The 19,353-nt window shown below is 54.2% G+C and carries 21 protein-coding genes and 1 tRNA gene; 13 read left to right on the forward strand and 9 right to left on the reverse strand.

Going from position 1 to position 19,353, the window contains the following annotated elements:
- Positions 1 to 46: 46 nt before the first annotated feature.
- The 3 genes from ACO2Q8_RS01590 to ACO2Q8_RS01600 all read left to right on the forward strand — a co-directional run bounded on the left by ACO2Q8_RS01590 (position 47) and on the right by ACO2Q8_RS01600 (position 3,349).
- Entirely contained in the window at positions 47 to 1,912 is a 1,866-nt protein-coding gene (locus ACO2Q8_RS01590; RefSeq protein ID WP_423343019.1) for a glycoside hydrolase family 97 N-terminal domain-containing protein, read from the forward strand.
- Between the two features lie 143 nt (positions 1,913 to 2,055).
- Positions 2,056 to 2,397, forward strand: a complete 342-nt coding sequence (locus tag ACO2Q8_RS01595; protein WP_423343020.1) for a thioredoxin family protein — start codon at positions 2,056 to 2,058, stop codon at positions 2,395 to 2,397.
- 172 nt (positions 2,398 to 2,569) lie between these two features.
- Positions 2,570 to 3,349 carry a CPBP family intramembrane glutamic endopeptidase gene (locus ACO2Q8_RS01600; protein WP_423343021.1) on the forward strand — a complete coding sequence of 260 codons (780 nt, stop codon included), beginning with the start codon at positions 2,570 to 2,572 and terminating at the stop codon, positions 3,347 to 3,349.
- On the opposite strand, the gene ACO2Q8_RS01605 is transcribed toward ACO2Q8_RS01600, so the two are convergent.
- The 6 genes from ACO2Q8_RS01605 to ACO2Q8_RS01630 form a co-directional block, all read right to left on the reverse strand.
- Positions 3,335 to 4,309 carry a 1-phosphofructokinase family hexose kinase gene (locus ACO2Q8_RS01605; RefSeq protein WP_423343022.1) on the reverse strand — a complete coding sequence of 325 codons (975 nt, stop codon included), beginning with the start codon at positions 4,307 to 4,309 and terminating at the stop codon, positions 3,335 to 3,337. The two genes, ACO2Q8_RS01600 and ACO2Q8_RS01605, sit on opposite strands and share 15 nt — an antisense overlap.
- A 112-nt stretch (positions 4,310 to 4,421) precedes the next feature.
- Complete coding sequence (locus ACO2Q8_RS01610) at positions 4,422 to 5,177, reverse strand: SDR family NAD(P)-dependent oxidoreductase (protein ID WP_423343023.1); 756 nt, start codon at positions 5,175 to 5,177, stop codon at positions 4,422 to 4,424.
- 35 nt (positions 5,178 to 5,212) lie between these two features.
- Positions 5,213 to 6,040, reverse strand: coding sequence for a universal stress protein (locus ACO2Q8_RS01615; protein WP_423343024.1), 828 nt, complete (start codon positions 6,038 to 6,040; stop codon positions 5,213 to 5,215).
- A gap of 491 nt (positions 6,041 to 6,531) precedes the next feature.
- The gene (locus ACO2Q8_RS01620; protein ID WP_423343025.1) at positions 6,532 to 6,936 is read right to left on the reverse strand and encodes a hypothetical protein; all 405 of its coding nucleotides are present in this window, start codon (positions 6,934 to 6,936) and stop codon (positions 6,532 to 6,534) included.
- Positions 6,933 to 7,754 carry a universal stress protein gene (locus ACO2Q8_RS01625; RefSeq protein WP_423343026.1) on the reverse strand — a complete coding sequence of 274 codons (822 nt, stop codon included), beginning with the start codon at positions 7,752 to 7,754 and terminating at the stop codon, positions 6,933 to 6,935. The genes ACO2Q8_RS01620 and ACO2Q8_RS01625 overlap by 4 nt, the downstream gene beginning before the upstream one ends.
- Before the next feature lie 69 nt (positions 7,755 to 7,823).
- A complete protein-coding gene (locus ACO2Q8_RS01630; RefSeq protein ID WP_423343027.1) occupies positions 7,824 to 8,069 on the reverse strand; it encodes a hypothetical protein in 246 nt (81 codons plus the stop codon).
- A gap of 185 nt (positions 8,070 to 8,254) precedes the next feature.
- On the opposite strand from ACO2Q8_RS01630, the gene ACO2Q8_RS01635 reads away from it, so the two are divergent.
- The 4 genes from ACO2Q8_RS01635 to ACO2Q8_RS01650 are packed head-to-tail and all read left to right on the forward strand — an operon-like array spanning position 8,255 to position 10,226.
- Positions 8,255 to 8,710, forward strand: a complete 456-nt coding sequence (locus ACO2Q8_RS01635; RefSeq protein ID WP_423343028.1) for a pyridoxamine 5'-phosphate oxidase family protein — start codon at positions 8,255 to 8,257, stop codon at positions 8,708 to 8,710.
- 38 nt (positions 8,711 to 8,748) lie between these two features.
- Positions 8,749 to 9,438, forward strand: a complete 690-nt coding sequence (locus ACO2Q8_RS01640) for a hypothetical protein (RefSeq protein ID WP_423343029.1) — start codon at positions 8,749 to 8,751, stop codon at positions 9,436 to 9,438.
- Positions 9,439 to 9,450: 12 nt separating this feature from the next.
- Positions 9,451 to 9,981 (forward strand): hypothetical protein, encoded by a 531-nt coding sequence (locus tag ACO2Q8_RS01645; protein WP_423343030.1) that lies wholly within the window; start codon positions 9,451 to 9,453, stop codon positions 9,979 to 9,981.
- An 11-nt stretch (positions 9,982 to 9,992) separates the two neighbouring features.
- Positions 9,993 to 10,226 carry a hypothetical protein gene (locus ACO2Q8_RS01650; protein WP_423343031.1) on the forward strand — a complete coding sequence of 78 codons (234 nt, stop codon included), beginning with the start codon at positions 9,993 to 9,995 and terminating at the stop codon, positions 10,224 to 10,226.
- Positions 10,227 to 10,235: 9 nt separating this feature from the next.
- Here the strand turns inward: ACO2Q8_RS01650 and ACO2Q8_RS01655 are convergent, their stop codons facing one another.
- Complete coding sequence (locus ACO2Q8_RS01655; protein WP_423343032.1) at positions 10,236 to 10,619, reverse strand: winged helix-turn-helix transcriptional regulator; 384 nt, start codon at positions 10,617 to 10,619, stop codon at positions 10,236 to 10,238.
- Positions 10,620 to 10,717: 98 nt separating this feature from the next.
- Here ACO2Q8_RS01655 and ACO2Q8_RS01660 point away from each other — a divergent pair, with 98 nt between their 5' ends.
- The 3 genes from ACO2Q8_RS01660 to ACO2Q8_RS01670 all read left to right on the forward strand — a co-directional run bounded on the left by ACO2Q8_RS01660 (position 10,718) and on the right by ACO2Q8_RS01670 (position 14,291).
- Positions 10,718 to 11,611, forward strand: a complete 894-nt coding sequence (locus ACO2Q8_RS01660; RefSeq protein ID WP_423343033.1) for an NAD(P)H-binding protein — start codon at positions 10,718 to 10,720, stop codon at positions 11,609 to 11,611.
- Between the two features lie 163 nt (positions 11,612 to 11,774).
- On the forward strand, positions 11,775 to 12,827 hold the full coding sequence (locus tag ACO2Q8_RS01665) for a sulfatase-like hydrolase/transferase (protein WP_423343034.1): 1,053 nt from the start codon (positions 11,775 to 11,777) through the stop codon (positions 12,825 to 12,827).
- An 18-nt stretch (positions 12,828 to 12,845) separates the two neighbouring features.
- Positions 12,846 to 14,291, forward strand: a complete 1,446-nt coding sequence (locus tag ACO2Q8_RS01670; RefSeq protein ID WP_423343035.1) for an arylsulfatase — start codon at positions 12,846 to 12,848, stop codon at positions 14,289 to 14,291.
- Between the two features lie 11 nt (positions 14,292 to 14,302).
- Here the strand turns inward: ACO2Q8_RS01670 and tnpA are convergent, their stop codons facing one another.
- Positions 14,303 to 14,755, reverse strand: a complete 453-nt coding sequence (gene tnpA, locus ACO2Q8_RS01675) for an IS200/IS605 family transposase (protein ID WP_423343036.1) — start codon at positions 14,753 to 14,755, stop codon at positions 14,303 to 14,305.
- A gap of 31 nt (positions 14,756 to 14,786) precedes the next feature.
- Here tnpA and ACO2Q8_RS01680 point away from each other — a divergent pair, with 31 nt between their 5' ends.
- Together ACO2Q8_RS01680 and ACO2Q8_RS01685 are read left to right on the forward strand one after the other, a co-directional pair.
- Entirely contained in the window at positions 14,787 to 17,018 is a 2,232-nt protein-coding gene (locus ACO2Q8_RS01680; RefSeq protein ID WP_423343037.1) for an alpha-amylase family protein, read from the forward strand.
- 86 nt (positions 17,019 to 17,104) lie between these two features.
- Positions 17,105 to 17,605 (forward strand): DinB family protein, encoded by a 501-nt coding sequence (locus ACO2Q8_RS01685; RefSeq protein ID WP_423343038.1) that lies wholly within the window; start codon positions 17,105 to 17,107, stop codon positions 17,603 to 17,605.
- A 152-nt stretch (positions 17,606 to 17,757) separates the two neighbouring features.
- Here ACO2Q8_RS01685 and ACO2Q8_RS01690 read toward each other — a convergent pair whose 3' ends face one another.
- Positions 17,758 to 18,900, reverse strand: coding sequence for a DEAD/DEAH box helicase (locus tag ACO2Q8_RS01690; protein ID WP_423343039.1), 1,143 nt, complete (start codon positions 18,898 to 18,900; stop codon positions 17,758 to 17,760).
- A 312-nt stretch (positions 18,901 to 19,212) separates the two neighbouring features.
- Here ACO2Q8_RS01690 and ACO2Q8_RS01695 point away from each other — a divergent pair.
- Positions 19,213 to 19,286: transfer RNA gene (locus tag ACO2Q8_RS01695), tRNA-Arg, on the forward strand.
- Positions 19,287 to 19,353: the final 67 nt, after the last annotated feature.

A 19,353-nucleotide genomic window follows, 5' to 3' on the forward strand; every position in this document is an offset into this window, starting at 1 on the left:
TTCAACTAAGGGTATTATAAACGGCGGGATTTCAGCTTTTAGAGGTATGATCCTTCCGAAACGCACTTGTCTCCTGCTTTTTTTCCTGCTGTTCCACGCCGGTTTGGTCGCCCAGACGCCCGATTCGCTGGAGGTCCGTTCGCCCAACGGTCGTCTTCGGTTCGTCTTTTCGATTCGGGCGGAGGGCGTGCCGACTTACGAAATTCAGGATCAGAACCGGCCTGTCATCTTGCCTTCTGCCCTGGGTCTGAGTGCCAATCCGAACGGACGGAACACGGGCTGGGACCGGGGGCTGCGGATTCTGTCGGTGAGCCGAATCCGGCGGGATACGGTCTGGAAACCGGTTTGGGGAGAACGCTCCCTCATTCTCGACCGCTACAACGAACTGGTGATCACGCTCCGGCACGAAGCCGCCGACCGGGGCACTCTGCAACTCGTGGCCCGGGCCTATGATGAAGGCATCGCGTTCCGGTATTCGTTTCCCGAAAACATCCGGACCCAGATTCTGGATTTCGGGCAGGAGCAGACGCATTTTACGTTGCCCGCTGACACCAAAGCCTATTTTACCGACCACGCCCAGGGCAGTTACGAAGAACGCGCCCCCAGTGGCTGGAAACAACCTGCCGAATTGCCGCTTACGCTGAAACTGGCCAACGGCACCTGGGCCTGCATTGCCCAGGCCGAACAGACCAACTACCCCCGCATCCGGCTGCAAACGACCAGCAACGGCCAACTGGTCAGCCGCCTGTTTGGAGACGTGACCGAGACCTCGCCCTATGCCCTGCCCTGGCGGGTAGTGCTGGTGGCCAATCGGCCGGGCGAATTGCTGGAACACAACTACCTGATTCAGAACCTGAACCCGCCGACCCAACTAAAAGACGTAAGCTGGATTCAGCCGGGGAAAGTGATGCGGGAGGTCACGCTTTCGACTGCGGGGGCCAAGAAGCTGGTCGATTTTGCCGTGGAACAGAACATCGAATACATCCACTTCGACGCGGGCTGGTACGGGCACGAATACGAAGTCGGTTCGGATGCCACCACCGTGACGGTCGATCCCCGGCGGAATCCGAAGGGGGACCTTAATTTGCCGGAAGCCATCCGCTACGCCCGCTCGAAGGGCAAAAAGGTCATTCTGTACGTCAACCATCGGGCGCTCGAACGCCAGCTCGACTCCCTGTTTCCGCTGTATCAGCGATGGGGCGTCAGCGGGATCAAATTCGGTTTTGTACACACCGGCTCACACCGCTGGACGGTCTGGCTGCATGAGGCCGTCCGGAAAGCCGCCCAACACCAGTTGGTTATCGACATTCACGACGAGTACAGCCCGACCGGTTTCAGCCGGACATTTCCGAACCTGCTGACGCAGGAAGGCATCCGGGGCAACGAGGAATTTCCGGATGCAACCCATAACACCGTCCTGCCGTTTACCCGCTTCATTGCGGGAGCCGCCGATTACACCTTTTGTTTCAACGAACCCCGGCTCAAAAACACGAAAGGGCACCAACTGGCGCTGCCGGTGATTTACTTCAGCCCGCTGCAATACCTGTATTGGTACGGAAAACCTGAACATTACCCGGACCGGACTGAAATTTCGTTCTGGAAAAACCTGCCGACGGTTTGGGACGATACGAAAGTAATTGAAGGCGCGCCCGGGCAGTGGGTCTCGGTTGCCCGGCGGAAGGGCAACGACTGGTACCTGGGCACTATCACCAGCACGGAACCCCGTACGGTGGCCCTTCCCCTGAACTTTCTGGAACCCGGAAAAACCTACACGGCGGAGTGCCATGAGGACGACGGCACGGGCAAGGTTCGGAAAACCGTTCGGACCGTAACCGCCAAAGACAAGCTCCCGGCTTCCTTGCTGGCGTCGGGTGGGCAGGCGGTTTTACTAAAACTTAATTCCGGGAAGTAAAGCAGCTTTAGCCCGGAATAGTTCAATTGTAAAGCTGCGTATGGCAGCAACAATCAGTGCGGTATCTAACGAGGGTCAGTTTAATTGGCTGGGCAAACTGCCAATTTTGTATCATTCCTTGTCGACTAGATACCGTGCTGACCATGATGAATCTTCGCCACACAAACTACCTGAAACCGCTTCCCCTTTCCATCACGGCGGCCTCCTCTGTGCTGCTGTTTTTTATCCCCTCAGACCAACCGTTTGATCAACAAAATGACTGGTTACGGCGAATGGCCGACACCGTGCAGCAACAATTCGGCGATCAGGTTCGGGTATTGAAAATTGACGCCGACGCCCAGGCCGACGTCCTGCGAAGTTTCCGGCTGGCCCAATTACCTGCCTTTGTGTTGGTCCGGCAGGGACAGGAAGTCTGGCGACAGGAAGGCCTCCCCGAAGCCCCCCTGTTCACGGTTTTATCCAAACGGCTTCAACGGACGGACTGATTCAACAACCCGTCTGTTTTGTACGTCGTTTCCGTTGATCGTTCGATGAAACCTTCTTCTGCCATACCTTTCTTCCTGTTTTATGGAAAATAACCGCTCTCCCCAACTAAAGCGTCCCCTGCAGGCTGACGTTTCCTCTGCTTCTCTTAAAAGCCTATTCCGTTTCTTTCTGATGGCCTATGCGTTCTCATGGCTGTGCTGGTCACCCTACCTCCTGCCAGGCTTTCCGGTCTCGTGGCAAACCTCTTCGTTTTTACACTACCTGGGTCTGCTCGGACCGCTCGTGGCTGCGCTCTTCTGGACCGGGCGGGCCGAAAAAACCGGCTTAGGAGCTCTTTTGCGAAGCATGTTGATTCCCCGGGGATCGGCACTTTACTGGCTGGTGGTTCCGCTGCTGCCTTTCCTACTTCTCACCGGTTGCGCCTGGATCGCCACGCAAGGGCAACTTTCCACCCTCGACTGGAGCGGAATCTGGCGCTCGCACGAATTGCAGACCATTCGCCCACTGGCATTTGTCGCCCTGAATGTTTTCGTGGTCGGGTTTGGAGAAGAAACCGGTTGGCGGGGGTATGCGTTGCCGCGTCTGCAAAGCCGGTATTCAGCGCTCACCTCCACCCTGCTCCTGACCATCGGTTGGGCTATCTGGCACTGGCCGCTGTTTTTCTATGTCAATTCCGGGTATCACACGATGAATATGGCGGGGCTGTTCGGCTGGCTGATCAGTCTCGTAACCGGCGCGATTCTGTTTACCTGGCTTTTCAACAGCAGCCGGGGTAGTGTGCTGGCCTGCGCGCTTTTTCACGCCAGCATGGACATGGCATTCATGGCCGATCTGGGCAAACCGGAATTGATGAATTACATCGGTATGGCCGTCACAGTTGGCGGAATCGCCATTGTTGTGTTTTGCAAACCGACCCATTTATCCCGCCGGACCCGCTTAACAAAACGCTGATCCGGCCTGTTGATTGATCCAGTTCAGCAGCCGTTCCACATCGTCTTTATGAAAAAGTTCGGTACCTGGATTCATGGTGGCGGCCGTTCCGCAGGCCACGCCGAGCCGGAGCATGTCTTCATACGACCAGCCCTGCTGAAGCGCATATACCATCCCGCCGACCATACTGTCGCCCGCACCCACCGTACTTTGCTTTTTCACGGTCGGGGCCGAAACATGCAAAATGCCGCGTCGGGTTGCGGTTTTCGATTCAGCGGCTTCTTTGGTGACCAGCAACGCCCCCGCCGGACCGAGCGAAATGGCCATCACTTCACAGCCGCCTTTCTCCAGAATGGTCAGAGCCGCATCGTCCACCTCATCCAGTTCCAGTTTATCGACACCCACCAGCGCAGCCAGTTCGCCCACATTCGGTTTCAGGAGAAAAACGCCCTCATTGACAGCCTGCTTCAACGGTTCGCCGGAGGTATCGAGCACCAGCCGGGCCCCCAAATCTTTGACAATCCGGGCGATACGGGCGCAGAAATCCGTCGGTAAACCGGGCGGCAGGCTACCACTGACGACAACATATTCGACTGGGCCAGCCTGGCTGCGCAATTCCGCGAGAATGGACTCTCCCTCGGCTTCTGTCCAGGTGGGGCCTGGCAATCCGAAACGGAACTGCTGATGCGAGCTGGTTTCGGTCACAACGAAGCTCTGCCGCGTCCAGCCACTCATGGGCAGCGTACGGTATTCAATCTGCCGTTCGGCCAGCAGTTGTTCCAACAATGCTCCCATTGCTCCACCCGACGGAAACAGGCATAACGAGCTTCCGCCCAACCGACGGAGTGCTTTTGAAACGTTGATTCCGCCCCCTCCGGCATCGTAACGGGGAGCGGCACAGCGCAGCTTATGTTCAGGCATCAGTCGGTCAACGGTGGTGCTGACATCGACAGCGGGGTTTAGCGTCAGGGTAATAATCATGGATAGGAGAATCGGTTGCGGGTAAAATAAACGACAAAAAAACAGTTGGACAAACCAAAGGGGGTAATTCCCGCCAGTTTGCCCAACTTCTGTGCAAATTCCTGAAACCGCTTTACCGAGCCAGGTAACCGCCATCTACCGGATAATACGAACCGGTGACAAACGACGCTTTTTCGGACGACAGCCAGATCACGAGTTCAGCCACTTCCTCGGCCTTGCCAAGCCGCCCAATTGGATGCAAACCAATCAGCATGGTTTTGACTTCCTCCGGCAAGCTGCCCAGCAGGGGCGTGTCAATGTAGGCCGGACCCACGGCATTGATCCGGATGCCGCGGGCCGCATACTCGATGGCGGCCGTTTGCGTCAGCCCTACCACACCGTGCTTGGCGGCTACATACCCCGGCGACTGTACCGTACCGACCTGTCCCAGAATCGACGCCATGTTGATGATCGAGCCAGGGCGGTTTTGCGACAGCATCACTTCCAGTTCGTATTTCAGGCAATAAAAAACACTATTGAGATTGATGTTAATGATTCTTTGCCAACCTTCCAGCGAATAATCCCCCGTCAGGTTCAATTCTCCACCGATTCCGGCGTTGTTGCAGGCCATATCGAGCCCACCAAAGGCCGCGACGGTTTCGGCCACCAGTTGTTGGCATTGGGCTGGATCGCCCACATTGGCTTTGAAAAACCGGGCCGAACCACCGGCACCGGTTATGTCCGCAACGACTTGCTGTCCGAGGGTTTCGTTGACATCCGAAACCATGACACTAGCCCCTTGCTGCGCATATAAAACCGCAATGGCTTTGCCAATTCCGGAAGCCGCTCCGGTCACCAGGGCTACTTTCCCCGCTAAGTCCTTTTCCATCGTATGAATCACTATTACTTATTTTACCTGAATACCTAAGCACGCATGATCAAAACCGGGATACTCGAATGGTTCAGCACGTCCTCGGCGACACTCCCCCGGATCCAGTGTTGCAGACCCTTATGTCCGTGTGTGTAGAGCACAATCAGGTCCGCTTTTACCTCGTCGGCGTAACGCAGAATACCGGCGGGAACGCTCCGATCCAGCCAGATTTTCAGCGTATACTGACCGATTCCTTTCGCCAGCGCAAACTCGTCCATCCATTCCCGGATGCCATCGGGTTGCCGCGCATCGGTTGGCGTTAGCACGTAGACAAAGTGTTGCAGCCCCTGGTCGGTCAACCGGAACGGGGAAGGGTGAAATTTCTTAAGCCGTTCGTCGATATCAATTCCGCAAATAACCGTTTCAGGTTGAAAATGTTCAATTGGTTGCTTGATCACCAGCACCGGGCAATGGGCATACCGAACGATGAGTTCCGCCGTGGAACCTTCCACCCACTCAGCCAGCCCTGAGGCTCCTTTCGAAGCCAGTACGATCAGGTCGGCGGGTTGTTCGTTGATACACCGAATCAGGCCATCGAGGCTGCTGCCCAGCGTTGTTTTGATCGTTACGCCGGTGTAGGCGGGATTGTTCGCCAGTTTCTCGATAGCTTCCCGGGCCTTCTGGTACGTGTCCTCATAGTGCTCGGCCATGACCATCGAGTATTCGGGCGTAAAGTCCCCGGCGGGTTGTGGAATCAATGGGTAGACAACCGTATGGAGTAAAATAATTTCAGCTCCATAGGTACGGGCCAGCCCAACGGCTACAGCTAGCGCGTTGGTTGTCATTGGGCTAAGGTCAGTCGGTACCAGAATCGTTTTCATGCGTAACATGCGTTTGGTTAGACAGAACAAATCAACTCAAAACCGTCTTTTTCGGCCATGACGGCCCACAGGCAGCCACCTGAGTGTTATCAGCAAACCGAAGCGGTTTCTGCTTTTCTGACAAAAATCAAAGACGTATATGACTTTCGTCATAGTGGGTCGGCTGCTCAATGGTTAGCTTGCTGTCGTTTTCCGCCCCCGGCTGCTGATTTACGCCTTCATTGCCCGGCACCGATCCAGAAGTTAAACCCCTTCGGCCTTACTGGCCCTACGACGATAAAGTGTGCGTAAACGTGTGATGGCTGAAGCGCCCGTTGGGAACCTCGGTTCTCAACGGGTTAATTTTTGATCCAATGCATAATCATTGTCGAATAGTGAAGAACCTCCTTTTTTCCACCCCCGCTTCTTTTATTCTGGCTAGCAGACACAAGTAGAGAGAAGTAAAAGTCTCTCTCTTATTTTTCGTTATGAGGACCTTCTTTCATACTCATTCAATTGATTAAGTTATTTCCGGAATCGTTTGTGTGCATCATCGCGATTTGCTCCCCTTTACGATTCTGTTGCCGCAACGACCAGTGTTTGGTATGTTCCAGATCATCCCAGGTATAACCGGTTTTGCGCAACACCTCGACCCGCAGTCCGAAAAGGTAATGAAACGTCGTTTCGAACGAACTCACCGACATATCCGGATCGATGGCCAACCAGCGAAGTTCGCCCAGGGGCCGTCCAAGGGTGTTCATCATCAATTCCTTTTCGGCTCCTTCGAGTGGGCGGCCATACGGGCTGTACAACTGTAATTTCAGAAAAGGAAAATGCCGCTGAAACGTCAGATTCAGGTGGTTGGCCGTTAGCAGGGACGAGATCACGAAGGGTTTCATCGCCGGTGGAAAGGTCATGATACCAGCGCTAACACCGGAACATCCGATTGGCGGGCAATCTGCTGGGTATTGCTTTCCAGAATGGAAAACAGGAAGCGATTATGCTCTTTCGGTAACATGATTACCAGATCGGCCCGGTTCTCTGCCGTAAAAAGCCGAATGGTTTCGGCCAGGTCGTCGCCCTCAATCACTGATAGTGTATGCGCCCGGTATCTCAGCAAATTACGAACGCTCCGGGCAGTCTGTTGGATGACCAGATCATCGCCTTTCGAACTAACACACAAGAAGTTCAGAACCGCATTGAAACGGTCGGCAAAGCGCAACACCCCATCCAGCGCCGTAGCCTCCAGGGGCTGGCTCAAATCAAGGGCAACCACTACATTTTTGAACGCGACAAACCGGGCTGCGGGCGGAATGAGCAGCAATGGAACCGGTGTCCGTACGATCATCTCTGTCGCCTGGCTCCCAAAATACTGCACACTGGACGAATTAGCCCCGGCAGTTCCCATCACCAGCAGATCCGCTTTTTGTTCTACCGCCACGGCTGCGATGGTTTGCTGGGTGCTACCCTGCCGGGCCATGACCGTGATGGTCACCTGTCCACCGGACGCCTGCTTCATCCGGTCGCGCAACCGGTAAAGCCGACGTCGGGCGTTCACCTTATTTTTTTCTTCCATCGGCGTAAAAACCGCCTGCAGAGGAGCTAGACGAAGCGGATGCTGGTAGACATGGAGCAACACCAGTCGGGCCTGGAGCAACTCGGCCAGTTGAAGCGCAAAGTCGGAAGCGGGTTTTGCATTCCGCGAAAAATCGGTTGCTAACAAAATGGTTTTCATCGAAAACTGGATTAAATCGTGTAGAAAGAATTCGTGTGTTGAAGGGTTCGTGCCGGTTAAAAACCGGGTTTACAGAACGTTAATATCTTTTTCGGTCCAGTAATGGCTCTTTCCATCCCACCAGTTCAACATGACCTTCCAAAGACCCTGGCTCAACTGACGGGTCGAGACCACCTGCCGGGCGCGTTGGTTCGGCCGAACGACCAGGTGGATTTCCGATTCAGGTGCCGATCGTTTCTGAAAGGTCAATTCTGCCTTCATAAAAGACTCGGGCAAGACAAAGGCCAGTTGCTGGCAGGTAGGTTCGAAAGTCATAGCGGTATGGGTTACAAGGAGAACGGAAACAAAAGTACGCCTGCCCAAGCGTTCCGACACTGACAACACTTCGTTAACAACCTGATATAGATCACTTTTCACCGAAACAAATCGCATTCTACCAGAGTCTGCCAGGCCATAATTTTGGCAAGCGGTTTTATCACACCTGACCGCTTTCCGAAACCATGTTAACCGAACTCTCTACCGAAATCATCGATTCCATGCTGGTCAATCAGCGCTACGGACGCCTGGCCTGTGCCGCCGACGACCGGATTCTGGTTGAGCCGATGATGTATTATTACGACGGGAACGCCATCTGGGGACTCACCCGGGAAGGCACCAAAACCCAGCTCCTGCGGAAGAATCCCCGCGTTGCGTTTGAGATCGACGAGATCCTGCGTCCGGGTGTCTGGCGGAGTGTGGTAATCGAGGGCATCTTTGAAGAATTACACGACGATGACCGGGATTATGCCCTGTATTTGCTGAAGCACCATAAAATTCCGGTCTTCGCCGACGAAAAACTGGGCTATCCGGGCGAAATAGCCCCTCCCGATTTTAAGGTGGTTTACCCGGTGGTGTACCGCATTCAGATTAAGCAAAAAACTGGTCGAGCCTATACGCATCAGCTCTTTGACAATTAACCTGGGTTGCGCAGGACATATATAAAAACCGAAAAACCATGAGACGAGTCGCCCAATTCATTTTACTGGCTGGAGGCCTGTTTTTTTTCGGCTCTTTGACGTGGGCTCAATCGGTCCGGGGCAGCCTCGGTATCTTTCAGTTAGGCTACCTGAATGCGCCCCAGGCGGGGATGGCGGCTCAGTCGTTCGCTCCCGACTGGTTTCCCCGCCTAAACGATCATTTCGTCTACAGTGGTGCCGAAGGGTGGTTTCGGATGAACCGGATCATGCTGGGTGTTTCGGCCTCGGCCCTGAACGCCCGGACGGTTTCGGCCCGGCAAACCCGGTTGCAACGCGTCGGCGGTCTGGGCCAGATTAAAGCCGGTTATGTGCTGTTTGACAACCGCCGTTGGCTGCTCTATTCAGCCATCGGACAAGGGTTTTCGTCGGCGATGGTAACCCTTCAGCAACCGGATAATGACCCCATCACCTGGATGCTGTCCAGCCACACTACCGATTTTTCCATTCAAATCCAGAAGCGGTTTGCGGCCAAAAATTCGCCGAAAACCAACAAAATCCGGGGCCTGTGGATGGGGTTGCGGCTCGGTTATCTGGCGAGTGCCAAATCCGCCCTCTGGCAAACCATCCCGGATGCGAGCCCTCCCGTTATTAAACCCGCCTACGCCCTGAATGGCTTTTATGCCACGCTCACCCTTGGCGGTGGACGATTTCAGTACAAAACCCCTTAACGCCTTTCAGCCATGTTTTTCTCCCTGACGTTTTTCTGGACTGCGTACGCCATCGCTAATGCAGTGTTTCTGTTCAGCATTTGGAGCAGCGGCCGTTGGCCCCGGCTCACCCGGCTGTTTTTCCTGCTGCTGTTTGCCTGGGCCGCCTGGTTCAATGCGTCGACGGCCCTCGACTCGCCCTGGGTTTATCAGGACTATGCCGATACGGCGGTTCCGCTCTATCAACGGTTTATTTTGGGTCCTTTTGCCTCCATCATCAAACCGATGATTCTGACTATTGCGGCCGGGCAGGCCCTGATTGCCCTTTCGATGCTGCTAAAGGGCGACCTCTTCCGGCTGGGCTGCTGGGACGGGGCGGTTTTTGGCCTGGCGATTGCTCCCCTGGGCTGGTATGCGGCTTTTCCGGCTACCGTGCTGATGGCCATTGCCTTTTACCGGCTTCAGAAAAATCACGACAATACGTATCTGTGGCAACCTAAGCCCGGAAAACCGTCCCGTTTGCAACCGGCAAAACCCACCACGGCCGAATCGATTCAACCCTAGTCCTTGGCGGAGTGTATCCTCCCGATGACGCTTTTGGCCCCAATGCCAGGGCAGTCGTCGATGCTGACAATCGGACAAATTACGGCGCTCCTGCCAATCCAGACATCCTCACCAAACCGGATGGGTCTGGCTTATTCCAATCCACTGACTCCGTTGCCACTCAATGCCTGTTTCTGGCTTCCGACGAGGCTGCTACCCTGACCGGCGCTGCGCTGTCCATCGACGGCGGTCGGTTGGCTCAGTAGGCTGTTTAGTTACTTGATCCCAAAGCTTCTGGCTACTTCCTGTCCCCAAAGCACCATCGCTTCCAGCACCGGCAAAGCCGACTCTCCCCGCTCCGTCAGGCTGTATTCGACCCGGGGCGGGATTTCGGCGTAAATCTTCCGGTTCAGAATGCCGTTTCGTTCCAGATCGCGCAACTCCTGCGTCAGCATTTTCTTGCTCACGCCCGGAATCGCCCGCTGCATTTCGCCGAACCTACGGATTCCCCGCGAGATATTATAAATGATGACCGGTTTCCATTTGCCCCCAATAATTAGGTTCGTCAGCGTTACCGGACATTTCGTCAAGGTAAAATCCGAAAATTCTTCTGAAAAAGCCCTTCCATCAATGTCTTGATTATCAGCTAAAGTCTCCATATAGATACTAGGTAACAATAAAGTAATTACTTGACAAATGTAAACCATTGAGCCTAGCTTTGTCAAGTACCTATTACGAACCTTAAACAAAAATCACCATGTATGTCATCACAGGAGCCAGTGGCAATACGGGAAAACGAATCGCCCATCAGTTACTAGCGGCCGGAAAACCCGTCACTGTTGTCGGTCGCACGGCCGAACACCTGACAGAATTTACGGACAAAGGCGCGACGGCCGCCGTCGGCAGTCTGGAAGATGCCGATTTTTTAACTACAATTTATACAGGAGCGACGGCGGTTTATGCCCTCGTTCCGCCCAACTTCGTCACTGATGATTTTAGGGCGTATCAGACGCGTGTCGTGGATGCCCATACAGCGGCCTTGCGGGCCAGTGGCGTTTCCTTCGTCGTAACGCTGAGCAGCCTTGGTGCGCATTTGTCCGAGAAAAACGGGGTTATCCAGGGGATGACGTATCTCGAGAACGAGCTGGACGCCATCGATGGTTTGAACACCCTCCACCTGCGCGCCGGTTTTTTTTATCAGAATTTTTTTAGCAGCATCGGATTACTGAAACAGGCCGGGATTTTAGCCGGGTTCCCGATTGAAGGCGATAAACCGCTGGTCTTTGTCCACACCAACGATATCGCCGACGCGGCTGTTCGCCGGTTGCTGGCCCTGGATTTTTCGGGCAAAAATGTGCAGTTCGTTGCGGGTCCCCGCAATCTGACCTTCAACGAAGCCGCCATAATCCTGGGTCAGGCTATCGGAAACCCGGAGTTGGCCTGGACCTTCTTTCCGTACGATCAGGCCCGCGCCGGGATGCTTCAGGTAGGCTTCAAACCCAGTCTGGCCGACAATTACATCGAATTCTGCCAACGCGTCAACGACGGTAGCTTACTCGGCGGTTTTGTGCGCAATGCCGAAAACACCACCCCGACAACGCTGGAAGATTTTGCGCAGAACGAGTTTGCTCCGGCGTATCAGCAAAGTTAGTGATTGAGACATCAATAAAGCCCCGGCGATGCTCCTCCGATTCTGGTCTGGACGTATGGCCGGGGCTTCTTACTGTCGGTTTGCGGTTTTCGGTCAATCCGTAACTCCTGTTGACAACGCCCGGACCTTGAGTAGGATTGAACGGAAACCGTTTTTAGTAAGTATGAACGCACGCATCCGATTCGTCTTTTTGGCTCCCGCCCTGCTGAGTCTCTTTTGGGGACTTATACCGGTCTTTCAGAAACCGCCGAACCGGCCGAATGTGCTGTTTATTTTTGTCGACGATTTACGCCCGGACTTACGTTGTTATGGCAATCCGGTTGTCCACTCGCCGAATCTGGACCAGTTGGCCCGAAGCGCCACGCTTTTTACCCGTCAGTATGTCACCCAACCCACCTGCGGGGCTTCACGTTATAGCCTGCTGACCGGAAGACTACCCCGAAAACCGCTTGATTTACAAAACGAAGCGATTGAAAAGCAACTGGCCGGAAAACCGCGTCCCGAACTTCCCGAAACGTTCATCGACAACCTCCGCCGGAACGGTTATCATACGGTCGGAATCGGCAAAATCAGCCACTCGCCTGATGGCTATGTGTATGGGTATACCGAACCGAAAAGCAATCAGCCGGAGCTTCCGCACAGTTGGGACGAGTTGTTGTTCGATGCGGGCAAATGGGGAACGGGCTGGAACGCCTTCTTTGGCTATGCCGACGGTTCGAACCGGCAAAGTCGGAAAGGGCAGGTCAGGCCGTATGAAGGCCCGGCGGTCGATGATGACGGATATCCCGATGGCCTGACGGCGAATCTGGCCATTGCCAAATTGAGGGCGTTATCGGCTAAAAACCAACCGTTTTTTCTCGGTGTCGGCTTTTTCAAACCCCATTTGCCCTTCAACGCGCCCAAACAATACTGGGATTTATACGATGAATCAAAAATTCCGTTAACTCCGTCTCCGACGGTTCCGGCCCATGTCAATCCCGCCAGTTTGCACGGCAGCGACGAATTCAATCAGTATGCGCTGGGCGAGGAACGGGCTTTGCTGGACAAACCGGTTTCGGACGCCTACGCCCGCAAGCTGCGCCATGTGCCCACCGTTGAACTCTACGATCACCAGACCGACCCGAACGAAAACCAGAATATGGCCGACACCCATCCGGAGTTGATTGAGCAACTCATGCCGGTTTGGGAGAAAGGCAACACCCAGCTATTCCATTAATTCGAAACCAACTGACTCATGCGCCTTTTTTTTCATTTTCTGTGGTTACTGCTTGTTCTGCAACCTTTTGCCAGGGCACAAAACCGCCAGAACGCACCAACGCAACGTCCCAACATTATCTTCATTCTGGCCGACGACCTGGGCTATGGCGACATCGGCGTCAACGGTCAGAAGCTGATCAAAACCCCGAATATCGACCGACTGGCGGCTGAGGGGATGCGGTTTACGCAGTTTTACGCGGGTACCTCGGTCTGCGCACCTTCGCGGTCGGCGCTGCTGACTGGTCAACATACCGGCCATACTTACGTCCGGGGCAATAAGAGCGTGGAACCGGAAGGCCAGCAACCGATTGCCGATTCGGTCGTGACGGTAGCCGAGCTGCTGCAAAAAGCTGGTTATACCACCGCAGCTTTCGGCAAGTGGGGACTAGGACCGGTGGACTCCGAAGGGGATCCAAACCGGCAGGGCTTCGACCGGTTTTACGGTTACAACTGCCAAAGCCTGGCACACCGGGCTTACCCAAACCACCTCTGGAGCAACGCCGAAAAGATTGTTCTGAAGGAAAACGAAAACCTAACGCAGACGAAACAATACGCCCCCGACCTGATTCAGCAACAGGCGATGGATTTTGTCCGGTCGAGCGACCCCACCAAACCGTTTTTCCTGTTTCTGCCGTACATCCTGCCCCATGCCGAGCTTCTGGTGCCGGATGATAGCCTTTTTCAGTATTACAAAAGCAAATTTACCGAAAAACCGTATAAGGGAGCTGATTATGGACCCAATGCCAAAAGCGGTGGGTATGGATCGCAGGAATATCCCCGGGCAACGTTTGCCGCCATGGTCACCCGGCTTGACCGATATGTTGGCCAGTTGATGGCTACGTTGAAAGCGAAAGGGCTGGACCAGAATACACTGGTTATTTTTTCGAGCGACAATGGGCCGCACCTCGAAGGAGGTGCCGACCCGGCCTTCTTCAACAGCGGGGGCGGTTTTCGCGGTTTCAAACGTGATCTGTACGAAGGCGGTATTCGCGAGCCGATGATTGCGCGCTGGCCCGGTGTCGTCAAACCCGGCACGACCAGTGACTACGTGGGTGCGTTCTGGGACTTGCTGCCCACCTTTGCCGAACTGGCGGACACGAAAGTTCCGGCGCATATCGACGGCATTTCATTTGTACCGGCTTTAACGGGCAAAGGCATTCAGAAAAACCATGATTACCTGTACTGGGAATTTCACGAGCAGGGCGGTAAGCAGGCGGTACGCCGAGGCAACTGGAAAGCCGTGCGGCTGAACGCGGCCACTGCGCCCAACGGCCCGGTTGAACTCTACGACCTATCGAAGGACCCGGCCGAAAGCACCAACCTGGCGGCCCGGCATGCCGACATAGCCCGCGAACTGGGGCAGTTGATGAACCGTTCACACGTTCCGTCTGCGCTGTTTCCGTTTGGTACCGAAGGGCGCTGATTGCTCCTTACCTAATCCGCTTCAAACAGCGTTTTTTCATCGTACCGGATGCCGTGTTCATCTAGCAGGGCTTTAAATTCATCGGGAAACGATCGTTTTCGATGGTGTTCTTTCTGGTTCCGGATGTACCGGATGATTTTGTCGCGCTCCCGGATCGAGTAGGTAAACGCGCCGTAGCCATCGGCCCAGCCTTCAAACTCAGGGAATAAACCGCTTTGTTTCATCCACAGGGAACTCCCGGCTTTGATGTCTTTGACCAGCGTGGCCAGGGCTACCGTTGGGTGCAGATCACACAGGATGTGGAGGTGATCTTCAACCCCGTTGATGCGGAATAAGCAGCAGTTTCGGCTTTTAATGATGCCCCAGATGTAGCAATACAAGTCAGTACAATGCGCTTCGTTGCTGGTTGGCCGACGGTATTTGGTACCGAAAACGATCTGGTAGAGGATTTGTCGGTAGCTCATCGGCAGGCGGTTTTTAGCTTTGACGTAGAGAGTGGGGACAGCCCCCGCTCTGCCTCGCCTGGCCCCGTTGGTTCGCGACGACTTTCTGACTACTTTTAGCGTATTCAAGCGCCATCAGACTCCTGCTCCGCCCGTGAAAAAGCCGTCGTTCCTGCTTCTTTTCTGTCTGCTTTCTTTCGTTGTTCCCGGTTTCGCTCAGAAAACCGCCGTTCTAAACTGGCCGGATAACCTGCCGTGGTGGAAACCCAACAACCTCCGTGTCATCCAGACCAACCTGCCTGCTTACGAAGCCGCGACGCTCAACCCGGATTCCCTGCTGAAAGACTTGCAGGACTGTTCGGCCAACACGCTGTTGATCAACGCGGGCGGCATCATGGCCTTCTACCCCACCCAGCTCGATTTTCATTACACCAACCCCCACATGAAGCCCAATACGCTGGCCGACGTAATTCGGAAATGTCACCAGCACGGCATCCGGGTCATAGTGCGGTTCGATTTCAGCCGGGTTCACGAAAGCATCTTCAAAGCCCATCCCGACTGGTGTTACATCTCGCCCAAAGGTGAGCGTATCATCAACACCGACATGTACGTGGTGTCGATCAACGCACCGTACGTTCAGGACCGGGCGTTCAAAATCATCGCCGAAGTGATCGACCAATTTCCGATTGACGGCATTTTCCTGAACATGCCGGGCTATCAGGTCAACAACCCCTACGAAGGCAAATACCACGGCATCGACCAGAACGACTACGATAAAAAAGCCTTCGCTCAGTTCAGCAACGGCCTGACACTGCCGACCGTTGAGGACAAAGCCGACCCGGTTTTTCAAAAGTATCTGACGTTTAAAAAAGCGACCGTCGAGGACTGGTCGAAGCGGCTACACGAGTTGGTAAAATCTAAAAACCAGCAAATTGCGATCTGTACGTACCTGGACAAATACGTCGATATCATCCGGCACGAGTCGCAGTCGAACACCAGCCTGCCCTATTGGCCCTACACAGCTTCCGACAACGTAGGCAACGCCGTTAATTCGTTTCCGGATCACGTCATTAGCAACGCCAGCATCCAGCAGATTTCGTTTCAGTCGCGCTACAACGCCGTCGAGCCCGAGGAAGTCGGGATTCGGTTATACGAAAACATCGCCAACGGCTCGGGCCTGGATATCAGCCTGATGGGCGATATGCGGGGCTACGAAGACGAACGCAATTTTGCGGTGGTCCGAAAAATCTACGCCCACCACAAAAAGTACGAACCGTATTTCGGGAAATACCAGTCGGTCGCCAAGATTGCCGTCGTGGCACCGGGCGCGTGGCCGAGTGGTGAACCCATGCAGGAATACCGGGGCATTCTGCTGATGCTCAAGGAAGCCCACATTCCGTTCGACATCATCGAGGACGCGCAGTTGGCCCACCGGGCTGAAAAAGTAAAAACGTACAAATTGCTCATTCTGCCGGAAATTACGTACCTGAGCGCCGAAGCCATCCGGGTGTTGAAAGAAGCCAGTCAGCAGGGAACCCACCTCATTGCCACCAACCGGACGCTGTTCGACAATCCCGAAACCTTGCAGGAACTGTTTGGCGCGAAAATTGAAAAGAAAGACCACGATGGCGCCGGTTTTTACCTGCAACCGGATAACAGGGCAGTTTTCAAGCGGTTTCAGCAACAGAAAATGCTCTTCTGGAAATTCAATCTGGGCCTCTACGACCTGAAGGGAACGGATCAGCGGTTTTTACCCATCCTGGCGAAAGGCCGCCCGGGTCCGCCCGAAATCATCGGCGGTCATGATCTTACGGGGTATTACGCAATGGGCATCAAAAATCATCCGAAAAGCAAAGCGGCCATCCTGCCCGTCAATCTGGGCAAACTTTACTACATGCACGGCTACGAACAGCATAAGAATCTGCTGCTGGACGCTATTGACTATCTCTACCCGGAAGCCACCCAGCTTGTCAAAACCAACGCTCCCGAACGGGTGGAAGTTATCGTCCAGCAATACACCAAAAATAGTCCGGCCAAGCTGAACACAAAAACTGCTGACGGCCTGATTCTGCATCTAGTCAACCTGACCGGTTTTAGCGGCAACACCTACTTTGCGCCCCTGCCGGTGTACGATCTCACGTTCCGGATTCAGGTGCCCTTCAAACCGTCAAAAGTCTTTTCAATGGTCACCGAAAAACCGGTTCCGTTTGCCTGGAAAAACGGTTTTGTTGAATTGGAAGTCGGAAAACTGGGGGATTTCGACGGGGTCGTGATCGACCGGTAACTTTATTCTTTTCCGGGCAAAAGCTACTGACATAGGGCTGTCACAGGGCGACGTTTACTTTGTAGCGTAAACAAACCCCAACAATTATGTCACAGTTCACTGAAATGCTGTTGAAGGAAATGGATCAGGAAGCCAACACCACCCGGAAGATGCTGAGCCGCATACCTGACGACCAATTCGACTGGCAACCGCACCCCAAAAGCATGACCCTCCGGGCGCTAGCGACGCACATTGCCGAATTACCGAGCTGGGTGTCATTGGCCCTGACCACCGATGAACTGGATTTTGCCACCACACCCTATCAGCCCAAGGAGATCAACAACACCAGACAATTGCTAGACTATTTCGAACAGTCGCTGGCGGAGGGCCATGCCGAACTGGCTAAAGCGAACGACGAGGATTTTGAGGGCCGCTGGGTGCTGCGCGACGGCGAACAAATTCTCAGCGACACGTCAAAAGGCGAGATGGTCCGGATTGCGTATAGCCAGACGGTTCACCACCGTGCCCAGCTCGGCGTTTACCTCCGCTTGCTGAACATTCCGATCCCGGGCAGCTACGGCCCCAGCGCCGACGAACCCGGCTTTTAAGCAGTAAACAACCGATTGGCAACAAGAGAACAACCCCAAATGAACAACGTGATGAAACAAGCGAAAAAAACGATCAGCCTGGGCGAAATGATTGTCGCTTCTTTTTCCGGTTTTCCCGCGCTTTGCTCTCTTGTTGCCATTCTGGTATCGCGTCAATACCCGCTCAGGCTCCAATCCTCCGTTTCGATCAGTTCGACCCGTTTGCGCATTTTTTTCTGGATGATCCGGAAGTGGTGTTCATCATCGGGCGTAATGAGCGAGATGGCTTCGCCTTCGGCTTCAGCCCGACCCGTGCGGCCAATGCGGTGTACGTAATCTTTCGGCGACCGGGGGAGTTCGTAGTTGACCACGTACGGCAGCCGTTCAATGTCGATGCCCCGGGAAATCAGATCTGTCGCGACCATAACCGGCAGCGTTCCGGCTTTGAATTTCCGCAGCGTCTCGGTCCGGGCGCCCTGGCTCTTGTCGCCGTGGATGGCTTCGACCTGAATGCCGTTTTTCCGGAGCTTGACCACCAGATTGTCCGCCGTCCGGGTTGAGGAAACAAATACGAGTACCTGCCGCATTTTCTTTTCCCTGATCAGATACCGCAGCAATGGCCCCTTGCGCTCCGGGTCAATTCGGTACGCCACCTGCTTGATCAGATCCAGGTTCTGCAGTTCGTCGGCAATTTCAATCTTGATCGGATTGTGCAACAGATGTTCCCGAATATCCTGAATCGAGTCTTTCAGGGTGGCCGAAAACAACAACGTCTGTCGCTTTTTAGGAACCATTTCGAAAATCTGGTTCATCTCGTCGGCAAAACCGAGTTCCAGCATTTTGTCGGCTTCGTCCAGTACCAGCACGTCCAGGTTGAAGAGACTCAGCGCATTAGACGCCACCAAATCGAGTAAACGACCCGGCGTCGCTACCACAATCTCAACTCCGCGCAGCGCGATCATCTGCGGATTGATCGACACCCCGCCGAAAACCGCCAGCGTTTTCACTTTCCGGGGCAAATAGGCTCCCAGAGCCTGAAACACTTCGGCGACCTGCACGGCCAGTTCGCGGGTCGGCACCAGCACCAGGACGCTTACCCGACCGTTATCAGCGGTTTTCCGACGCTGAAGCCGCTCCAGGATCGGCAGCACAAACCCGGCGGTTTTGCCCGACCCGGTTTTGGCAATGCCCAGTAGATCATGCCCTTTCAGAATGGCTGGAATAGCTTCCTCCTGAATGGGATAGGGATTGGTATACTTTTGCTCCGCGACGGCTTTCAGCAGCGGTTCGGACAACCCAAGAGAAACAAACGACATAAAGTTTGGTAAAATGCAGCGTAACATACAAACGACACCGGGACGCAAAGATACGAACAAAGGTGGGTAAGGCGGGGTTGTCTGGGCTTATTCAGGAGAGTGGGAGTTGAAAACCGCCCCAGCACCGGAATACGACAGAACCAGCGATCTAAATTTGCCAAGTTGGGCTATTCTGCGTAGTTTTGCGGTGGCTTCCATTGTCTGGAATGAGTGCGAAATTCGTACCACGGCTTTCTCAAGGGAACAGTCAACCGACAGAAGTTAGGCGTTATAATCCCTGGTTTCCCACGGATATATAATTCCCCACTTTTTGGTCCCGTAGCTCAGTTGGATAGAGCATCTGCCTTCTAAGCAGACGGTCTTTGGTTCGAATCCAAACGGGATCACTTGATTATCAACGAATTAGCTACTCATATAATCGGGGTGGCTTTTTCTTTGATACACCATTTGATA

The organism is Larkinella sp. VNQ87 (assembly GCF_049445795.1).
Taxonomy (GTDB): domain Bacteria; phylum Bacteroidota; class Bacteroidia; order Cytophagales; family Spirosomataceae; genus Larkinella.

What these genes read in the sequence shown, in the direction of transcription:
- ACO2Q8_RS01590 (WP_423343019.1), top strand. Translation starts at nt 47, where the DNA reads ATGATCCTTCCGAAACGCACTTGTCTCCTGCTTTTTTTCCTGCTGTTC.
- ACO2Q8_RS01595 (WP_423343020.1), top strand. Translation starts at nt 2,056, where the DNA reads ATGATGAATCTTCGCCACACAAACTACCTGAAACCGCTTCCCCTTTCC.
- ACO2Q8_RS01600 (WP_423343021.1), top strand. Translation starts at nt 2,570, where the DNA reads ATGGCCTATGCGTTCTCATGGCTGTGCTGGTCACCCTACCTCCTGCCA.
- ACO2Q8_RS01605 (WP_423343022.1), bottom strand. Translation starts at nt 4,309, where the DNA reads ATGATTATTACCCTGACGCTAAACCCCGCTGTCGATGTCAGCACCACC.
- ACO2Q8_RS01610 (WP_423343023.1), bottom strand. Translation starts at nt 5,177, where the DNA reads ATGGAAAAGGACTTAGCGGGGAAAGTAGCCCTGGTGACCGGAGCGGCT.
- ACO2Q8_RS01615 (WP_423343024.1), bottom strand. Translation starts at nt 6,040, where the DNA reads ATGAAAACGATTCTGGTACCGACTGACCTTAGCCCAATGACAACCAAC.
- ACO2Q8_RS01620 (WP_423343025.1), bottom strand. Translation starts at nt 6,936, where the DNA reads ATGACCTTTCCACCGGCGATGAAACCCTTCGTGATCTCGTCCCTGCTA.
- ACO2Q8_RS01625 (WP_423343026.1), bottom strand. Translation starts at nt 7,754, where the DNA reads ATGAAAACCATTTTGTTAGCAACCGATTTTTCGCGGAATGCAAAACCC.
- ACO2Q8_RS01630 (WP_423343027.1), bottom strand. Translation starts at nt 8,069, where the DNA reads ATGACTTTCGAACCTACCTGCCAGCAACTGGCCTTTGTCTTGCCCGAG.
- ACO2Q8_RS01635 (WP_423343028.1), top strand. Translation starts at nt 8,255, where the DNA reads ATGTTAACCGAACTCTCTACCGAAATCATCGATTCCATGCTGGTCAAT.
- ACO2Q8_RS01640 (WP_423343029.1), top strand. Translation starts at nt 8,749, where the DNA reads ATGAGACGAGTCGCCCAATTCATTTTACTGGCTGGAGGCCTGTTTTTT.
- ACO2Q8_RS01645 (WP_423343030.1), top strand. Translation starts at nt 9,451, where the DNA reads ATGTTTTTCTCCCTGACGTTTTTCTGGACTGCGTACGCCATCGCTAAT.
- ACO2Q8_RS01655 (WP_423343032.1), bottom strand. Translation starts at nt 10,619, where the DNA reads ATGGAGACTTTAGCTGATAATCAAGACATTGATGGAAGGGCTTTTTCA.
- ACO2Q8_RS01660 (WP_423343033.1), top strand. Translation starts at nt 10,718, where the DNA reads ATGTATGTCATCACAGGAGCCAGTGGCAATACGGGAAAACGAATCGCC.
- ACO2Q8_RS01665 (WP_423343034.1), top strand. Translation starts at nt 11,775, where the DNA reads ATGAACGCACGCATCCGATTCGTCTTTTTGGCTCCCGCCCTGCTGAGT.
- ACO2Q8_RS01670 (WP_423343035.1), top strand. Translation starts at nt 12,846, where the DNA reads ATGCGCCTTTTTTTTCATTTTCTGTGGTTACTGCTTGTTCTGCAACCT.
- tnpA (WP_423343036.1), bottom strand. Translation starts at nt 14,755, where the DNA reads ATGAGCTACCGACAAATCCTCTACCAGATCGTTTTCGGTACCAAATAC.
- ACO2Q8_RS01685 (WP_423343038.1), top strand. Translation starts at nt 17,105, where the DNA reads ATGTCACAGTTCACTGAAATGCTGTTGAAGGAAATGGATCAGGAAGCC.
- ACO2Q8_RS01690 (WP_423343039.1), bottom strand. Translation starts at nt 18,900, where the DNA reads ATGTCGTTTGTTTCTCTTGGGTTGTCCGAACCGCTGCTGAAAGCCGTC.